This window comes from Clostridium sp. HCP1S3_C6, from assembly GCF_052066735.1.
Lineage (GTDB): Bacteria > Bacillota > Clostridia > Clostridiales > Clostridiaceae > Clostridium.
The window spans coordinates 23,261-41,527 of record NZ_JBQHRN010000001.1 but is presented as its reverse complement, the minus strand read 5'-3'; the positions used below and the strand labels follow the sequence as shown (position 1 = coordinate 41,527).

At 28.2% G+C, this 18,267-nt stretch carries 16 protein-coding genes and 1 other annotated feature; all 16 genes read right to left on the bottom strand.

The genetic code is table 11. The features are described from left to right. Positions 1–153: 153 nt before the first annotated feature. Positions 154–1,212, bottom strand: coding sequence for a type IV pilus twitching motility protein PilT (locus ACTNAO_RS00180; RefSeq protein ID WP_441027162.1), 1,059 nt, complete (start codon positions 1,210–1,212; stop codon positions 154–156). Between the two features lie 137 nt (positions 1,213–1,349). Beyond that, entirely contained in the window at positions 1,350–2,048 is a 699-nt protein-coding gene (sigK, locus tag ACTNAO_RS00175) for an RNA polymerase sporulation sigma factor SigK (RefSeq protein ID WP_441027160.1), read from the bottom strand. A 71-nt stretch (positions 2,049–2,119) separates the two neighbouring features. Beyond that, entirely contained in the window at positions 2,120–3,313 is a 1,194-nt protein-coding gene (locus tag ACTNAO_RS00170) for an HD-GYP domain-containing protein (protein ID WP_441027158.1), read from the bottom strand. 101 nt (positions 3,314–3,414) lie between these two features. After that, a complete protein-coding gene (locus ACTNAO_RS00165) occupies positions 3,415–5,007 on the bottom strand; it encodes a penicillin-binding transpeptidase domain-containing protein (protein ID WP_441027156.1) in 1,593 nt (530 codons plus the stop codon). Between the two features lie 50 nt (positions 5,008–5,057). Continuing rightward, positions 5,058–6,275: a peptidase U32 family protein gene (locus ACTNAO_RS00160; RefSeq protein ID WP_441027154.1), complete on the bottom strand. Its 1,218-nt coding sequence runs from the start codon at positions 6,273–6,275 to the stop codon at positions 5,058–5,060. Continuing rightward, positions 6,275–6,928: an O-methyltransferase gene (locus tag ACTNAO_RS00155; protein WP_441027152.1), complete on the bottom strand. Its 654-nt coding sequence runs from the start codon at positions 6,926–6,928 to the stop codon at positions 6,275–6,277. The genes ACTNAO_RS00160 and ACTNAO_RS00155 overlap by 1 nt, the downstream gene beginning before the upstream one ends. A 92-nt stretch (positions 6,929–7,020) precedes the next feature. Continuing rightward, a complete protein-coding gene (gene typA / locus ACTNAO_RS00150; RefSeq protein WP_441027150.1) occupies positions 7,021–8,847 on the bottom strand; it encodes a translational GTPase TypA in 1,827 nt (608 codons plus the stop codon). Between the two features lie 244 nt (positions 8,848–9,091). Next, a complete protein-coding gene (locus ACTNAO_RS00145; RefSeq protein ID WP_441027148.1) occupies positions 9,092–10,759 on the bottom strand; it encodes a ribonuclease J in 1,668 nt (555 codons plus the stop codon). 66 nt (positions 10,760–10,825) lie between these two features. Next, complete coding sequence (locus ACTNAO_RS00140) at positions 10,826–11,302, bottom strand: Fur family transcriptional regulator (RefSeq protein ID WP_441027146.1); 477 nt, start codon at positions 11,300–11,302, stop codon at positions 10,826–10,828. A gap of 24 nt (positions 11,303–11,326) precedes the next feature. Next, positions 11,327–11,590 carry a DUF1292 domain-containing protein gene (locus tag ACTNAO_RS00135; RefSeq protein WP_441027144.1) on the bottom strand — a complete coding sequence of 88 codons (264 nt, stop codon included), beginning with the start codon at positions 11,588–11,590 and terminating at the stop codon, positions 11,327–11,329. Between the two features lie 80 nt (positions 11,591–11,670). Further along, positions 11,671–12,117 carry a Holliday junction resolvase RuvX gene (ruvX, locus tag ACTNAO_RS00130; protein ID WP_441027142.1) on the bottom strand — a complete coding sequence of 149 codons (447 nt, stop codon included), beginning with the start codon at positions 12,115–12,117 and terminating at the stop codon, positions 11,671–11,673. Between the two features lie 40 nt (positions 12,118–12,157). Next, positions 12,158–12,415: an IreB family regulatory phosphoprotein gene (locus tag ACTNAO_RS00125; RefSeq protein ID WP_441027140.1), complete on the bottom strand. Its 258-nt coding sequence runs from the start codon at positions 12,413–12,415 to the stop codon at positions 12,158–12,160. 130 nt (positions 12,416–12,545) lie between these two features. Beyond that, on the bottom strand, positions 12,546–15,191 hold the full coding sequence (alaS, locus tag ACTNAO_RS00120; protein WP_441027138.1) for an alanine--tRNA ligase: 2,646 nt from the start codon (positions 15,189–15,191) through the stop codon (positions 12,546–12,548). Positions 15,192–15,250: 59 nt separating this feature from the next. After that, positions 15,251–15,434: a binding site (T-box leader), on the bottom strand. Positions 15,435–15,530: 96 nt separating this feature from the next. Further along, positions 15,531–16,550: an AI-2E family transporter gene (locus ACTNAO_RS00115; RefSeq protein ID WP_441027136.1), complete on the bottom strand. Its 1,020-nt coding sequence runs from the start codon at positions 16,548–16,550 to the stop codon at positions 15,531–15,533. A 16-nt stretch (positions 16,551–16,566) separates the two neighbouring features. Then, complete coding sequence (locus ACTNAO_RS00110; protein WP_441027134.1) at positions 16,567–17,049, bottom strand: PRC-barrel domain-containing protein; 483 nt, start codon at positions 17,047–17,049, stop codon at positions 16,567–16,569. A gap of 121 nt (positions 17,050–17,170) precedes the next feature. After that, the gene (gene mnmA / locus ACTNAO_RS00105) at positions 17,171–18,247 is read right to left on the bottom strand and encodes a tRNA 2-thiouridine(34) synthase MnmA (RefSeq protein ID WP_441027132.1); all 1,077 of its coding nucleotides are present in this window, start codon (positions 18,245–18,247) and stop codon (positions 17,171–17,173) included. Positions 18,248–18,267 lie beyond the last annotated feature (20 nt).

The window sequence follows — 18,267 nt, the reverse complement described above, 5'->3', positions numbered from 1 at the left end:
TTATTAAAGGCTAAATAAAATTATAAGCCTAATTATTGAATATTCAACATTCATATCAAAAATCCTTCTTAATACTATATTTTTTATAAAAAAATATAAAGTACTATTATTATATAATAGCACTTTATACCGAAAATTTACAATGTTAAAATATTATTGCATTCCAATCATTCTACCTAATATTTCTTGGTCTACACAATAGTCAAATGCACTTTCCTTTGAAATTATCATACTCTTATAAAGATCAGCAAGAGCCATATCCATTGTTTTCATTCCATACTTAGCTCCAGTTTGAATTGATGATTCAATTTGATGTGACTTACCTTCTCTTATAAGATTTTGAATACCAGGTGTAATTGTCATTATTTCAAGAGCAGCAACTCTTCCACTTCCATCAACTTTTTGAATAAGTTGTTGAGAAATAATTCCTTGAAGTACAGATGCTAATTGAGTTCTAATTTGTTGTTGTTGATGAGGTGGAAAAACATCGATTATTCTATCTATAGTTTTTGAAGCACCAATTGTGTGTAATGTAGAAAATACTAAGTGACCTGTTTCTGCAGCAGTTATTGCAATAGCTATTGTTTCAGGGTCTCTCATTTCTCCTACTAGAATTACATCTGGATCTTCTCTTAGTACTGCACGTAGGGCATTTGCAAAGCTCTTAGTATCTTCACCAATTTCTCTTTGGTTTACCATAGATAATTTATGTTGATGAACATATTCTATTGGGTCTTCAAGAGTAACTATATGACAATCCTTACTATTATTTATTTCATTTATCATAGCAGCTAAAGTAGTTGATTTACCACTACCTGTAGGTCCAGTAACCAATACAAGTCCTCTTCTTTTCTTTATTAAATCTTTAAATATTCTAGGATGTTTTAAATCATCTAAAGTTGGAACTTTTAGAGGAATAACTCTAAGTGCTACTGCATCATGACCTTTTTGTCTAAAAACATTAACCCTGAATCTACCAATTCCTTCTTCTTGATAAGCAAGGTCATATTCTCCCATTTTTCTGTATTCATCATATCTATTTTTTAATATTTCTTTTGCTAATTCTTCAACCATAGCATCGTTTAAAATTTCTGTACCAATATGTTGTAATCTACCATTTACCCTTACAGTTGGTGGAATACCTACTGATAAATGTAAATCTGATGCTCCTGATTCAATTGTTTTTTCAACTAGTTCTTTTAAAATATACATATAAAACCCCCACTTTTTTATTTTATGTATTACTAATGTAATAATTACAATTTAATATATTAGTTAATCCATTACATAAATATTCTATAAATATTGCTAAATTCCTCTAATAAGCAAGAAAAATTTAGCAATATTATTTAATTACAATAATATAATGCTTTTTTAAGCTTTTTCAATGCCTTTTTTTCTATTCTTGAAACATAGGATCTAGATATCTTAAGATATCCTGCTATCTCCCTTTGAGTTTTACACTTTCCATCTTCTAATCCATATCGCATTATAATTATATCATATTCTCGTTTAGTTAAAACTTCTTTCATCTTTTTATATAAAGATTTAATTTGAAGATTGCATTCAACTTTATTAATAACAGAATCCTTTTCACTACTAAGAACATCAATTAAGCATATTTCATTTCCTTCCCTATCCATTCCTATAGGATCTTGGAGATATACTTCACTTTTTTGTTTTTTGCTATTTCTAAAAAGCATTAATATTTCATTTTCTATACATCTTGATGCGTATGTTGCAAGTCTTGTGCCTTTTTTTCCATCAAAAGAATCAATAGCCTTAATAAGGCCTACTGTTCCTATTGATATAAGTTCATCAATTTCTTTAGTTGGAAATGAATATTTTTTTACAATATGTGCCACAAGTCTTAAATTTCTTTCAATAAGTATACTTTTAGCTTTTTCATCTCCATCTCTCAATTTTTTTAAATACATTTTTTCTTCCTTTTCATCAAGCGGCATTGGAAATGTATTACTTCCATTAATATATCCTGATAAAAATATAGAATTACTAAAAAATTCTAATAGGTTAATTAATAAAAACACCCTTTTCCTCCTGGAAGTTCTTACTAATATAATATTAACTATTAAAATATATTATTACATATCTAAAAAAATTATAAACTATAGTCAAAATATATGTTTTCTAATTCAACATGGCATTTAATAAATAAATCTACAGCTTCTGGTGCAAATTGTCTTCCTCGCTGACTTACAATTTCTTTGTATACTTGTTCTTTTTTCCATGGTTTTTTATAAGATCGTTCTGACATTAAAGCATCAAAAACATCTAACACAGATACATATCTTGAATAAAAATCTATTTCTTCACCTTTAAGCTTATAGTATCCTGTACCATCCCATCTTTCATGATGTTCCTTTGCAATTACCCTTGCAATTTCAATTATTCTACCAGGTACATTTTTTAGTAATTTTTCTCCTATATCAGTATGTTTTTTTATTATTTCATACTCATCCTTTGTAAGTTTCCCTGGCTTTTGAAGCAATTCATTAGGAATTGTTAATTTACCTATATCATGAAGCATTGTGGCAACAGCAAATGTTTCCTTTTCATCCTTTGAATAACAAATATATCTTCCAAATACCTTGGCATATTCAGATACTCTTTTTATATGCTTTCCAGTTTCTTTTGAGTTTGATTCAGAAATTTCAGCTAATGAATAAATAAGTTCTTCTTGAGTTTTTTTCATTTCCTCTTTACTCTTCTCTAAACTTTCTGAATAGTCAAATAATCTACTTTGAATGCTGCTTGTATTTTCTACTGCTTTATATGCAACATAAGCAACTGCTGAATAAACTAATATTTCTGGCAAAATTCCATATGCACAAACTTCATAAATAGTTCTTCTTGGTTCGTCAAACGTAGTCATACAAAATATACTAAGTAAATTACCAAAAACTATAACTATATTTGTGGCAACTATTGTAAAACTATATAACTTTTTATCTGAATAAAAGCCTGACATTACAATAGGGAAAACAAATGCTATACAAGCATGATAAGTAAAAAATGCATATAAAATCATTATTCCAATTAAAATATTAAATATATAAATATATTTAATATTTTTGCCTTTATTTTTTATTAATTTATTTAATATACATGGCATACAAAAAAAGGACATAGCTAAAAAGCATGCAATACATGTTGATTTTTTATTTAAAATAAATATCCCTAGTAAATTCAAAATGCAAATAGCAAAAATAACCAATGCAGAAACAAAACAAGTTTTAGATAAAACATCATGTGATTCTAGGTCATTTTTTCTTATATATTCTTCCCTATTCATATTACCCCTACATAATCTTTATTAATACTATAATATATAGCACATAACAATTATATCATATATTAACATTTTATATATTAAAAATTAATAATTTGTTAATTTTAAATTTGTGCTTTAATAATATCTCCAAATATTGGCGCTGCAATTCCTCCACCTCCAACATTTTCATTTAAACTATTCTTTATATTAGGTACACACACTATCATAGTATACACTTTATCATTTAATTTATAATAACCAGCAAACCAGCAATGAGTACACTTACCATTACCACTTGTAGCAGAACCAGTTTTACCTCCCATTAAAACATTATCTACATATGCTTTTTTACCAGTGCCATAAAGTATAGTGCCCTTCATAGCTTCTTTTACTTGCATAGATGTGGTTTTACTAAATACATTAATTTTTTCAGTAGCGTATTCTTTTATTGAATTATTATTACTATCTAAAACTTTATCAACTATATATGGTTTTACATATGTTCCATTATTAACTAAAGTATTTATTGCTCCTAACATTTGAATTGGAGATACAGTAATGCATTGCCCTATAGAAATGTTATTCATTCCATCTTCCTTCTTAGGTTTATTACCTGAAGTTTCACCTTGCATATTAAGAACTTTATCAAAAAGTCCACATTTAGATGAATAATCTATAAGCTTATCATATGATACATTATTTCCTATTTGAGCATATATATCATTACATGAAACAAAAAAAGCTTTTTCTGTAGATAATTTTCCATGAGATCCGCTTTTGCATATTCTACCATTACAAAAAAGTTCACTATTCATGGTTATTTGTCCTTCTTCTAAAGCACTTGCCAAAGTAATAGCCTTAAAAATTGATCCTGGTTCATATCCTATGCCTTCAATACCCAAATTAATATTAGCCATACTTTCATCCTTTTGCACCATAGCCTTAATTTTACCAGTGTCACTTTCCATTATCATTATTCCTATATTTTCATAATCTTTATATTCCTCTTTATCTAAAACCTCTTTTACTTCTTGTTCTAAATCATCATTTATAGTTAACTGAATATTTTTATTAAAAGAAGGAACAATTTCAGAAGTTTCTATATACCTTGCATCACTATCAATATAAAAATCTTTATAATTATTTTCATTATCCTTTAGGTAATTATAAATATCCTGCTGCAAAGACTTTGAAGAATAATCATTTAAATTAATCATATTTTGAAACATTACTCCATTATTCCATGCATATTTTTTGTCAATTTCTTTTCTTTCATAAGCATATACACCTTTTAAATTAATAAGCTTTTTAACCTTATCATATGTTTCCTTTGAAACGTCATAATATGTTTTACCACTACTATTTATAATATCTGTAAAAGAAAAATCATCAACTCCATTTTTCATTATATAATTAAAAGCAATAAGACTTTTCAATGTATCTTCATAATTATTTAGAGAAAAAGGTTTTTTATCAACAACTACAACATACTTTTTAGTATAATCACATAAATCTTTTAAATTATCATCATATACGTTAAATACAACATCTGACACAACTTCACTTTGCTTATTAGTATAATTATTTAATACATAACTAGCAGGATAAACTTGTAAGAAATACAACCTTACAGATAATCCAAGTAAAATAAAAGTATATATAAGCCATACTATTTTTATCCTTTTATTATTAAAACTTATAAAAATAAAAAACATCTCCTTCCTATCTAAATTCTAGACAAGAAAAAGATGTTTTAATCAAAATTTTATATATTTTTTATAATAATATCTTTTACTTTTAATGGCACATTAACCTTGACTTTAAATAACATTTGTGGTCTAGGTGCTGAATCTATCTTTGTACCATCATTTTCTCTCATATCAGATAATGTAACTTCAAAATTATCTCCAACAGGTCTTAATACCTCCACAGTATCATTATCAAATACCTTGTTCTTTTGTTCTATTGTTGCTACCATATTTTCTTCATCAAATTCTTTTACCATTCCAACTATATCAGCAGTTCTTGTGTAGGCTGAACTATCATAAATTTGTCTATCTTCATCTCCATAGTAAAATCCTGTACTATATATTCTATGACTAACTTTATTTAAATTATCCATCCATTCTTTTTTAAACTTATAATCCTTTGGAGATGCAAGATAAGCATCTACTGCTTGCCTATATGCTTTTACAACAGCTGCAACATAAAAGTTACTTTTCATTCTTCCTTCTATTTTTAAAGAATATACTCCTGCTTCAATAACCTCATCAATATGTTCAATCATACATAAATCTTTTGAATTCATTATATATGATCCGTGTTCATCTTCTTTTATTTGATAGTATTCTCCAGGTCTTTTTTCTTCTACTAAATAATAGTTAAATCTACATGGCTGAGCACATGCTCCTCTATTAGAATCTCTTCCTATCATATAATTTGAAAGAAGACATCTACCTGAATAACTTACACACATTGCCCCATGAACAAAGGCTTCTAAATCGCAACTTTCAGGTAATTTTTCTCTTATTTCTCTTATTTCTTTAAGGGATAATTCTCTTGCAAGAACAATTCTTTTTACCCCAAGATCATGCCAAAATTTTGCTGATCTCCAATTTACATTATTAGCTTGAGTACTTAAATGTATTTCAAGTTCAGGAGCAGCTTCTTTACATACAGCTAAAATTCCCGGATCTGAAACTAAAACAGCATCAACCTTTAATTTATATAATTCTTTTACATATTCAGATAATCCTTCAAAATCTTCATTATGAGGAATTACATTTAAAGTAACATAAACTTTTCTGCCTCTATCATGGGCATATTTTACTCCCTCTTCTATTTCTTCATTTGTAAAATTATCAGCAAATGCCCTTAAATTAAGCTTGCTTCCTCCAAGATATACTGCATCTGCCCCAAAATCAATAGCAGTTTTCAATTTGTCTAAATTACCAGCTGGCGCCAATATTTCTGGTTTTTTCATTACTTTTGCCTCCTTGTGGTTACAGCAATTCCATCGCCCATTGGGATAACTGATGTTATTAAATCATCACTACTGTTTACCATTTCTAAATATGTTTTCATTCTCTTTACAATTGTAATTTTTCTTCTTTTTACAAGTTCTTTTGATGCAACCATTCCTCTAAATAAAACATTATCAGCAACTATTATGCCATCTTCTTTTAAAAGCCTTAAGCAGTGAGGAAGAAAATGATTATAATGTCCCTTGCCAGCATCCATAAAAATCAAATCAAATTTGTCATCTAGTTTTTCTAAAACTTCAAGACAATCTCCCTCTTTAATTTTAATATGGTCTTGGAGATTAAATTTTTCTATATTAGCTTTTGCATATTCTATCATTTTTTCGTCTCTTTCAATAGTAACAATATCTACATTTTTGTCTTGAGATGCTTCATACATTAATATAGAAGAAAAACCTATGGCTGTTCCAAGTTCTAGAATCTTTTTAGGTTTTTTTATTTGAACCATTAATTCTAAAAATTTCCCTGTTTCCTTTTGAACAATTGGCACTTTATTTTCTCTTGCAAAATCTTCAATTTTCTTAAGAGTGCCTTCCCTTTCTGGAATTAATCCTCTAATATATGATTCCATATAATCGTAAGTTATATTACTCATTTAATCCTCCAAGCTTATTAATTTTAAATTTACAATGCAAAAAGTAAATAGCCTAAGGCTATTTACTTTTAAAAATATGTAATTACAAAAAATTATCTTTTATTTCTGCTTATTATTTTTTTTCTTTCATTTGTATCAAGTATAATCTTTCTCATTCTAATATTTTGCGGAGTAACTTCAACTAATTCATCATTATTTATAAATTCAAGTGATGCTTCAAGTGACATTTGAATTGGTGGAACTAATTTTACTGCATCATCTGAACCAGATGCTCTTGTATTAGTAAGCTTTTTACCTTTACATACATTTATATCAATGTCTTCAGCTCTTCCACATACTCCAACTATCATACCTTGATATACAGGTACACCAGGTCCTATAAATAATGAACCTTTATCCTGTGCATTAAATAATCCATATGCTATTGAATCTCCAGTTTCAAAAGAAACAATTGACCCTCTAGTTCTAGTAGGAATATCTCCCTTATATGGACCATAACTATCAAATACATGGTTCATTATACCATTACCTTTTGTATCAGTCATAAATTCATTTCTAAAACCAATAAGTCCTCTTGCTGGTATTTTAAATTCTAATCTAGAATATCCATTAACAGCAGAAGTCATATTAACCATTTCACCTTTTCTAGGTCCAAGCTTTTCCATTACAGGTCCCATAAATTCTTCTGGAACATCAATAGTTAAATATTCATAAGGTTCAAGTTTTTTACCATTTTCTTCTTTATAAATAACATTTGCTTTAGAAACTTGGAATTCATAGCCTTCTCTTCTCATTGTTTCAATAAGAATTGATAAATGAAGTTCACCTCTTCCTGATACTTCAAAGCAATCAGGAGTAAGTTCTTTAACTCTTAAACTTACATTAGTTTCAAGTTCTTGCATAAGTCTATCTCTTAAATGTCTAGAAGTTATATATTCACCTTCTTGACCTGCAAATGGAGAATCATTTACCATAAAGTTCATGCTAATTGTAGGTTCATCAATATGCACAAATGGTAATGCTTCAGGAGCTTCTGCATCAGCTATTGTTTCACCAATATTAGCATCAACAACACCACTTATTGCAACAATATCTCCCATTTTTGCTTCATCAGTTTCTTCTTTCTTTAAGCCATTATATGTAAATATACTTGTAACTCTATAATTTTTAGTAGTTCCGTCTATTTTAACTAAAGCTACACTTTGATTCTTTTTAACTGTACCTCTTGCTATTTTTCCAATAGCAATTTTTCCAACAAATGAATTTGATTCAAGTGTTGTAACAAGCATTTGAAATGGTTCATCTATATATCCTTCTGGTGGTGCGCAATGATTTATAATAGTTTCAAATAAAGGAGTCATATCTTTATTTTCATCATCTACATTAACCTTTGCATATCCATCTCTTGCAGATGCATAAAGAATTGGGAAATCTAACTGCTCATCATTAGCTCCAAGTTCTATAAATAAATCAAATACTTCGTCTATTACTTCTTCAGGTCTTGCATCAGGCTTATCTATTTTATTAATAACAACTATTGGTCTTAATCCAAGTTCTAATGCCTTCTTTAAAACAAACTTTGTTTGAGGCATTGGTCCTTCATATGAGTCAACAAGTAATATAACAGAGTCAACCATTTTAAGTACACGTTCAACTTCGCCACCAAAATCAGCATGTCCTGGTGTATCAACAATATTTATTTTTATTCCATTATGCATAACTGCAGTATTTTTTGAAAGAATTGTAATTCCTCTTTCCTTTTCTAAATCATTTGAATCCATAACTCTTTCTTGAACATTTTCATTATTTCTATATACATGACTTTGTTTTAAAAGAGCATCAACTAAAGTTGTTTTACCATGGTCAACGTGAGCTATAATCGCTATATTTCTAATATCTTCTCTCTTTGTTAATTCCATAAAACTTCCTCCAATAATTTGTTTTATTAACCTGCTAGCAAAATCTATAAATCATAGACTTTACATTTTAGCTTATATTATAATTTATCACCTAATTAAACATAATAAATGATATAAATTATTTTATTCCAAAATAAAATTGGATACATTAGTACCCAATTTTCTACATCAGCTTATATTGTAATATCATATTAACAATTTGTCAACAATTATATATTTAAGAAATAACATCTCCATTATGAAATCATATTTCCATTATGATTGGAAGAATCATTGGTTTTCTTTTTGTTTTTTCAAATAAAAATTCTCTAAGTTCTTCTCTCATATTTGATTTTAATGTTGACCAGTCTGTTATTTGTTTAGATTCACATTCATCTAAAACATCTTTAACAATTTGCTTTGCTTCATCCATAAGTTCTTCTGACTCTCTAACATAAACAAAACCTCTTGAAATTATATCTGGTCCTGCAACAACTCTTCCAGATGCTTTTTCTATTGTAACTACAACAGTTAAGATACCATCTTGAGATAAATGTTTTCTGTCTCTTAAAACTATGTGTCCAACATCACCAATGCCAAGACCATCTACAAATACTTGACCAGAATTTACAGTTCCTGATTTTTTAATATAATTTCTTGTTACTTCAATAACATCACCATTTTCAGCAATAACTACATTTCTAGGATTCATTCCTAATTTACATGCAAGTTCAGAATGTTGCTTTAAATGTCTATATTCACCATGTACAGGAACAAAGAATTTTGGTTTAACAAGTGCATGCATTAATTTTAATTCTTCTTGACAAGCATGCCCTGAAACGTGCACTTCTTCCAATGCTGAATATATTACGTCTGCACCTTTTTTAAATAGTTGATTAATAACTCTTGAAACAAATTTTTCATTTCCAGGTACCGGTGTTGCTGAAATAATTACAGTATCACCTTCAACTATGTTAATTTTTCTATGTTCAGATGCAGCCATTCTTGCAAGAGCTGACATTGGTTCTCCTTGACTTCCAGTTGTAACAAGAACAACTTGATCACTAGGGTACCTATTTATTTGATCAATAGATACCAATGTATCTTCTTTAAGGTCTAAATATCCAAGTTCTACAGCAACCTGAACAATATTTTCCATACTTCTTCCAGATACTGCAACTTTTCTTCCATATGTTTCTGCTGCACTTATTATTTGCTGGATTCTATGAACATTAGAAGCAAATGTTGCCACTATAATTCTTCCTTGTGCTTTTTGGAATAACCTTAAGAAGCTATCTCCTACAACTCTTTCTGACATTGTATAACCTTTACGTTCTACATTTGTTGAATCAGCAAGCATTACTAAAACACCTTTTCTTCCAAGCTCTGCAAATCTAGCAAAGTCCGTAAGTTCTCCATCTATTGGTGTATAATCTATTTTAAAATCTCCAGTATGAAGTACAACCCCAAGTGGAGTATGAATAGCTATAGCTACTGAATCAGCTATAGAATGGTTTGTTTTTATAAATTCTACAGAAACAGAATTTAATTTAATAATATCTCTTGGTTTAACCTTAACTAAAGTTGTTGTTGCAAGCAAATTGTGCTCTTTCAACTTTGTTTCAACTATTCCAAGAGTTAACTTTGTACCATATACTGGCACATTTAATTGTTTAAGGACATAAGGTAGCGCTCCAATATGATCCTCATGACCATGAGTTAAAAATATACCTCTTATTTTTTCTTGGTTTTTTAATAAATATGATACATCTGGAATTACAACATCTATTCCATACATATCTTCATCAGGGAATTTAAGCCCGCAATCAATAACAACTATATCTTCTTTATACTCTATAGCTGTTAAATTCTTACCGATTTCATTTAAACCACCAAGAGGTACAATTTTAATCTTAGCTCTCTCTGTTTTCATATTTAACCTCCATATTTAATTTTTTCTATAAAAAAGGATATTCATATACATGTATATTTATATGCCTTATTCATCATCTTTATGGTCATTCATTTTTTTCTGACATTCTTCACATATACCATAAAATTTTACTGAATGATCCAAAATCTTAAATTTATATTGTTTTTTTATTTTTTCTTCTAGTTGCTCTAAAAGATCATCTTCAACTTCTATAACAGCATTGCATATATTACATATTAAATGATGATGCATATGCCTTTCATCACTATGAACAATTTCATATCTACTACAGCCATCATTTAATTGAAGTTTACTTACTAAACCTATTTGTTCAAATAATTGAATAGTTCTATATACTGTAGCAAGACCTATTTCAGGGCATATTTTTTTAACTTCATCATATATTTCTTCTGCAGTTAAATGTTTTCCCTCACTTTGAATTATAGTATCAACAATTGCTCTTCTTTGAGGTGTTAGTTTGTATCCTTTTTTCTTTAAGTCCTCTTTAAGGACATTATAATCTATGCTTACTTCTTTGCTCATTAATTACACCTTCTTTTTAGCATATTATTCTATAATTTCTTCTGACATTAAAAGTTCATAGGTTTCTGAAACTAAAGCAAATTCTTCATCATCTTCTATAGTAGAATATATTTCCTTGCCATCTTCTTCTATATACTTCAAAACGTATGCTTCTTCTGTATCAATACCATAAGGAGTTACTACTACATACTCATTACCAGTGTCTTCTATTTTAAAGAAAGTAATAACTTTCATTTTTTCTTCTTCGCCTTGCTCATTTTCTAAATATATAAAATCTAAATTCTTCATATATTACTCTCCTTTCTTTTAAAATATATATAATTATTTCAAATGTAAATTTATTAACATAATTACTTTCAAATTTATTTTTATTTTTTCAAATTAGATAATCTATCTAAAAAACCTTGCAAAATATATGTTGCAGCTATTTTATCTACAATTTTTTTTCTTTTTGATCTTGAAAGATCTGCTTCAAGCATAGCTCTATGTGCTGCTACTGTTGTTAATCTTTCATCCCACATTTCTATTTTTATATTTTTATAATTTTCTACTTCTTCCTGAATTTTTTCTTCTAATAGCTTTGTAAATTCCATTATTTTTTCACCTGCAAAGCCAATTGAACCGTTCATATTTTTTGGAAGTCCTATTACTATAATATTAGCTTCATATTTTTTTATTAACTTAATTACTTCTTCTAAATCATAATTTTTATTTTTTCTTCTAATAGTAGTAATTCCCTGTGCTGTAAAACCTAAAGGATCAGACACAGCAATTCCTATAGTTTTTTGGCCTACATCTAGCCCTAAAATTCTCATATACATCTCCTAATGTAAAAGGTGCCCTAAACGGCACCTTTTATTTTACTTCCAAATAAGATTTTATTACTTCTTCAAGAATTTCGTCTCTCTCAAGTTTTCTTACTAAAGCTCTTGCTCCGTTATAATTCGTAATGTAAGTAGGGTCTCCTGAAATAAGATATCCTACAAGCTGGTTAATTGGATTATAGCCCTTCTTTTTTAAAGAATCATACACTTCTGTTAATATTGCTTTTGTTAGTGCTTCTCTATTTTTTTGAACATCAAACTGCATTGTTACATCATTATTTTCATTCATAATATCGCTGCCTATGCAGCCACCCCCTTACCATATTAATTTGGGTTAATATATATTAATTACTTATATTGTTCCGATACAATCACCTTAATTCATATATAATTATACCCTATTTTATAATAATTGTATACTATTTTACTAAACTTTTAACTATTTCACATACTTTTGATACTGCTTCTTCTATCTTTGAAGGATCTTTACCACCAGCTTGAGCCATATCTGGTCTTCCTCCTCCTCCACCATTTACTACTTTTGCAACTTCTCTTATTATATTACCACAGTGAATTCCCTTATTTAAAGTATCTTTAGTAGCCATGGCAACAAGATTTACTTTGCCATCACAATTGCTTAATAAAACTACGACTCCAGAATTTATCTTATCTCTAACTTTGTCAGCTAAATCTCTTAAGGAATTTCCGTCTATTCCTTCAAGAGCATAAGAAACAACATTTATGCCATTAATTTCTTGTTTTGAATTTAATATTTCATCTTCAGCTCCACTATTTAACTTGCTCTTAAGTTCAGAAATTTCCTTATCTTTATCTTTAAGCTCACTAAATTGTTGATTTATTCTATTTGTTATTTCTTTTTCACTACACTTTAATGCAGTACAAGCATCTTTTAAAAGCTTTTGCTTATGTTCTACATAGTTTATAGCTCCGAATCCTGTTAATGCTTCAATTCTTCTAACACCTGCAGCCACTCCTGATTCTGCAATTATTTTAAATAGTCCAATTTCACCAGAATTTGAAACATGTGTACCACCACAAAGTTCAACAGAAAAATCTTTTACTGATACTACTCTAACCTTATCTCCATATTTGTCATCAAAAAGCGCCATAGCTCCTGTTTTCTTAGCTTCGTCTAATGTCATAAGTTCAGTTGTTACAGGATATACTTCCATAATTTTTTCATTTACAATCTTTTCAACTTTTTCTATTTCTTCTTCACTTAAACCTTGGAAATGAGCAAAGTCAAATCTTAATCTTTCTTCATCTACATAAGAACCTGCTTGATGAACATGATCTCCTAATACTTCTTTTAATGCTTCTTGAAGCATATGTGTTGCAGTGTGATTTTTACATATATTATTTCTTCTCTTTGCATCTACCTGCATATTTACATCATCATTTAAGCTTATTACACCTTCAAGGACCTTTACATAATGAATAACTTTGCCACCAACATTTTTTCTAGTATTATACACTTTAACTTTACTACCATTTGAAGTTATTATACCTGTATCTCCAACTTGACCACCCATTTCAGCATAAAATACAGTTTTGTCAGTTACAATATAACCCTTTTCGTCTTTTACAAGTTCATCTCTAAAGTTTTCATCATCTGCTAAAACTAAAACTTTCGCATTACAGTTTAATGAATCATATCCTAAAAATTCAGTATTTATTGAAGCTTCTACTTTATTTATAGGAACTTCTTCACTGCCCATATATGAAGTAGTTTCTCTTGCTTCTCTAGCTCTTACTCTTTGTTCATTCATTGCTTTATCAAAAGATTTTCTATCTATTGTAATACCTTTTTCTTCACATATTTCCTCTGATAATTCATATGGGAAACCATAAGTATCATATAATGTAAATGCCTTTTCACCATCTAATTCTTTTTTAGATTCTTTTGCTAATTCATCTATGTAATCTAAAAGCATATTCATACCAGTATCTATTGTTTTGTTAAATCTTTCTTCTTCTAATGATATGATCTTTTTAATAAATACCTCCTTTTCTCTTAAATTAGGATACCCTTTTTCATAATTTTCTATAACAGAATCTACTATTTCAGTTAAGAATAATCCCTTAATTCCTAAAAGCCTTCCATGTCTTGCTGCTCTTCTTAGAAGTCTTCTAAGTACATATCCTCTTCCTTCATTACTTGGTGAAACGCCATCTGCTATAAGCATAGTTACACTTTTTACATGGTCTGTAATAATTCTAAGAGATACATCTTTATTTTTATCTTCTCCATATTTAACATGACATAGTGAACTTACTTTATTTAATATATTTCTTACTGTATCTATCTCAAATATATTATCTACACCTTGCATTATAGTTGCAATTCTTTCAAGTCCCATACCTGTATCTATATTTGTCTTTTTAAGTTTTTCATAGTTTCCTTCTCCGTCACCATCAAACTGAGTAAATACAAGATTCCAGAATTCTATAACCCTATCTTCATCCCCAGCTTTAACAAATTCTTCAGCAGTTTTCACAGGTTCTAGCCCTTCGCCTCTATCATAGTGAATTTCTGTACATGGACCACAAGGACCTGCACCATGTTCCCAGAAATTATCTTCCTTACCTAATCTAAAAATTCTCTTTGGATCTAAATCAGTTTTTTTAGTCCAAATATCATATGCCTCATCATCATCTAAATATATTGTTACATATAACTTATCTTTAGGAATTTGTAAAACTTCAGTTACAAATTCCCAAGCCCATGGAATGACCTCTTCTTTAAAATAGTCACCAAAAGAAAAATTACCAAGCATTTCGAAAAAGGTACCATGTCTAGATGTTTTTCCTACATTTTCGATATCACCTGTTCTTATACACTTCTGACAAGTTGTTATTCTATTTCTTGGTGGAGTTTGAACTCCAGTAAAATATGGCTTAAGTGGTGCCATACCAGCATTTATAAGTAATAAACTTTTATCATTTTTGGGAACTAGTGAAAAACTATCTAATCTTAAATGACCTTTGCTTTCAAAGAATTTCAAATACATTTCTCTAAGTTCATTTGTTCCTATATTCTTCATATATAAAAAACCTCCATTATTTTATCTTACTATAAAAAAAGAGCCTCCATCCCCATAAAACAAGGGACGAAAGCTCATAATTATTCATCTTCCGCGGTACCACCCTAATTACGCATTTATGCGTCACTTAAGTTGAGTTAATAAGCTCCAAGGCAGCTTCAAAATAAATTCTAAAAAGTTTTCACCAAACACTTTCTCTCTAAATAGTAATTTAAATTTACTAATCCTCTTCACAGCTATTTATTAATGTCATTTTCAAGACAATTATTAAATTATAATACAATTTAGATTGTATTATAAGTAAGTTTTTATGTCAACATTTATTTAAGAAACATAATATTAAAATAAATATTTATTTATATCATCGTAAAACACTTTAAAAATTACTACTATAGGAACAGCCATAACCATCCAAAAAAGTCCACCAAGTTTTTCTCCTACAATAATAGAAATTAATATAAGTATAGGATGTATATCAGTGCAGTTTCCTGTAATTTTAGGACATATAATATCTCCTTCTATTTGTTGAATTAAAAACAAAAGCAAAAAAGCATAAATACCTTTAGTAGTCGAATCTATCAGTGCCACAAAAATTATTGGAACAGCTCCAAATATAGGTCCAAAGTAAGGGATTATGTTAAATATTCCATTTATAATTGAAAGCCAAACAGGAAATTTAATTTTAAGCACAGCCATTCCAATTAATGACAAAATAGTTATTATGCCAGAAAGAGTCATTTGTCCTAATATATATTTTCCTAAAATATTATCAATATCATACAATATTTTCTTAAATAAGATTCTGTTTTTTCTAGGAACTATCATAAGAGCTTTTTGAGAAAGATTAGTGCTGTCTGCCAAAATATAATATGAAATAACAGGAACTATTGTGTAAGATAAAAAATTGCTGCTAAATTTAATTATATTTTGAAAAACATTTATAGATAAGCTTTCAATTGCATAAACTAATCTTTCCTTAATTTTTTTATATAAATGTGCAATAATTGATGATTTCTCAAAAAAAGTTTTCTTTTCTAAAGAATTTAATTCACTTGCCAGTTTATTAAAAACAATACTTACATTATCAAATTCATTATACATAATTGGAATTACAATAAAAAGAATACATAAAAAAAATACTAATGTGAAAATAAAAATTATAATAGTTGCTTTTTTGTTGTTTATATTTAATTTTTCTTTAAGCTTATTTCTTACTGGTTTCAAAATATATGAAATAACACAGGAAATTATAATTATATTTACCAAATCTCTTATTTTTTCTAATTTAAAATACAAAAACAAACATATAAAAGTAAAAAAAACTATAGAAACCCTTAAATATTTATATTTTTTTTTCATAAAATCATTCCTTATTTTACAATCTTGTTTCTTCATGAATCATGCTAAAAAATTTAATTGAAGATTTACCCTTGCACATAATATAATTACCACTTTTATAAACATCTGATGCTAAAACAATTACTTTACCTAATATAAACTTTTCTAAAATTCCAGGTGTAACTATAAAAGCCTTTATATTATAATTATTTTCATCAACTAAAACTTCTGAAATATTCCCCATAAGAATTCCATCTTTATCATATATTTCAGAATTTATAATAAAGTTATCTTCATTTGTTTTAATTCTTGTAAGCTTAGATACATAAATTTTATTTGTAATATTTTTAATATTTAATGTACTAGCAAAATTATTTTTATGATAACTAAACATAAAATTAATTTTAAATCCTATAAGTTTTTTTTCATTTATATCAAAAAGAATTTTACTTACCTTACCCTGATATTTGTTTTTACTATTTACAATAATCATTTCCTTAAAATCTTTAGATTTATACATTTAAACACCTACATAAAATAATTTACAAGATATTTTTTGTATATTTTTAAAAAATTATTCAAAAAAAGAGCATGCATAATTAATTTTTTTTATATGCATACTCTTAAAATATTTAAATAAACTATAAAATTCCTTCTATTTTACCGCCACCAACAACAATATTACCATCATAAAATACTACAGATTGACCTTTTGTTATGGCCCTTTGATTTTCTTTAAATATTACTTTTACTTTTCCATCTTTAATTGGAATTATAGTAGCTTCTGCTGGTTTTGCTGAATATCTTACCTTTGCAGTAATACTCATTTCCTTTTCTAACTTGTCAAAAGGAATAAAATTAACATCCTTTGCTATAAGACCCTTTCTAAATATTTCATCTTCAGAGCCTAAAACAACAGTATTGTTTTTAGGATTTATAGCTGTAACAAAAACTGGTCTTCCAAGAGCTATTCCAAGTCCTTTTCTTTGTCCTATAGTATAATATACTATTCCTTTATGTTTTCCAAGTATATTTCCATCCTCATCTACAAAATTTCCTGGTTTAACTTTACCTGGGGCTGCTTCTTTTATAAATCTTCCATGATCATTATCTGTAACAAAGCATATTTCCTCACTATCTTTTTTGTTATGAACTGCAAGACCTATTTCCTTTGCAATTTCTCTTATTTTTTCCTTTTTATAATCACCACAAGGCATAAGTGTATGTGAAAGCTGATCTTGTGTAAAGTTATAAAGCATATATGTCTGATCCTTTTTATCATCATCAGACTTTTCTAAAAGATACCTACCATCTTTATTTATGACCTTTGCATAATGACCAGTGGCAATGTAATCTGCTCCAATTCCTTTAGCCTTTCTTAAAAGTTCATCAAACTTTAAGTATTTATTACATTCCACACAAGGGTTTGGTGTTCTTCCATTTAAATATTCATCTACAAATACATCAATAACCTTTTCTTTAAAAGGTTTCTTGAAATTAAGTACATAAAATGGTATTCCAATTCTATCACAAACTCTTCTTGCATCTTCAACTGCAGAAAGGCCACAACAACCACCTTCCATTTCTACATGATCTGGATCATCAGGTGCCATTCTCATTGTTATGCCAATAACATCATACCCCTGTTTTTTTAAAAGATATGCAGCAACGGAACTATCAACTCCGCCACTCATACCAACTACTACTTTTTTTTTCATTACTTTTTTTCACACCTTTT

Coding starts and splice junctions, on each gene's coding strand:
- ACTNAO_RS00180 (WP_441027162.1), bottom strand. CDS start 1,212: ATGTATATTTTAAAAGAACTAGTTGAAAAAACAATTGAATCAGGAGCA.
- ACTNAO_RS00170 (WP_441027158.1), bottom strand. CDS start 3,313: ATGAATAGGGAAGAATATATAAGAAAAAATGACCTAGAATCACATGAT.
- ACTNAO_RS00165 (WP_441027156.1), bottom strand. CDS start 5,007: ATGTTTTTTATTTTTATAAGTTTTAATAATAAAAGGATAAAAATAGTA.
- ACTNAO_RS00160 (WP_441027154.1), bottom strand. CDS start 6,275: ATGAAAAAACCAGAAATATTGGCGCCAGCTGGTAATTTAGACAAATTG.
- ACTNAO_RS00155 (WP_441027152.1), bottom strand. CDS start 6,928: ATGAGTAATATAACTTACGATTATATGGAATCATATATTAGAGGATTA.
- typA (WP_441027150.1), bottom strand. CDS start 8,847: ATGGAATTAACAAAGAGAGAAGATATTAGAAATATAGCGATTATAGCT.
- ACTNAO_RS00145 (WP_441027148.1), bottom strand. CDS start 10,759: ATGAAAACAGAGAGAGCTAAGATTAAAATTGTACCTCTTGGTGGTTTA.
- ACTNAO_RS00140 (WP_441027146.1), bottom strand. CDS start 11,302: ATGAGCAAAGAAGTAAGCATAGATTATAATGTCCTTAAAGAGGACTTA.
- ACTNAO_RS00135 (WP_441027144.1), bottom strand. CDS start 11,590: ATGAAGAATTTAGATTTTATATATTTAGAAAATGAGCAAGGCGAAGAA.
- ruvX (WP_441027142.1), bottom strand. CDS start 12,117: ATGAGAATTTTAGGGCTAGATGTAGGCCAAAAAACTATAGGAATTGCT.
- ACTNAO_RS00125 (WP_441027140.1), bottom strand. CDS start 12,415: ATGAATGAAAATAATGATGTAACAATGCAGTTTGATGTTCAAAAAAAT.
- alaS (WP_441027138.1), bottom strand. CDS start 15,191: ATGAAGAATATAGGAACAAATGAACTTAGAGAAATGTATTTGAAATTC.
- ACTNAO_RS00115 (WP_441027136.1), bottom strand. CDS start 16,550: ATGAAAAAAAAATATAAATATTTAAGGGTTTCTATAGTTTTTTTTACT.
- ACTNAO_RS00110 (WP_441027134.1), bottom strand. CDS start 17,049: ATGTATAAATCTAAAGATTTTAAGGAAATGATTATTGTAAATAGTAAA.
- mnmA (WP_441027132.1), bottom strand. CDS start 18,247: ATGAAAAAAAAAGTAGTAGTTGGTATGAGTGGCGGAGTTGATAGTTCC.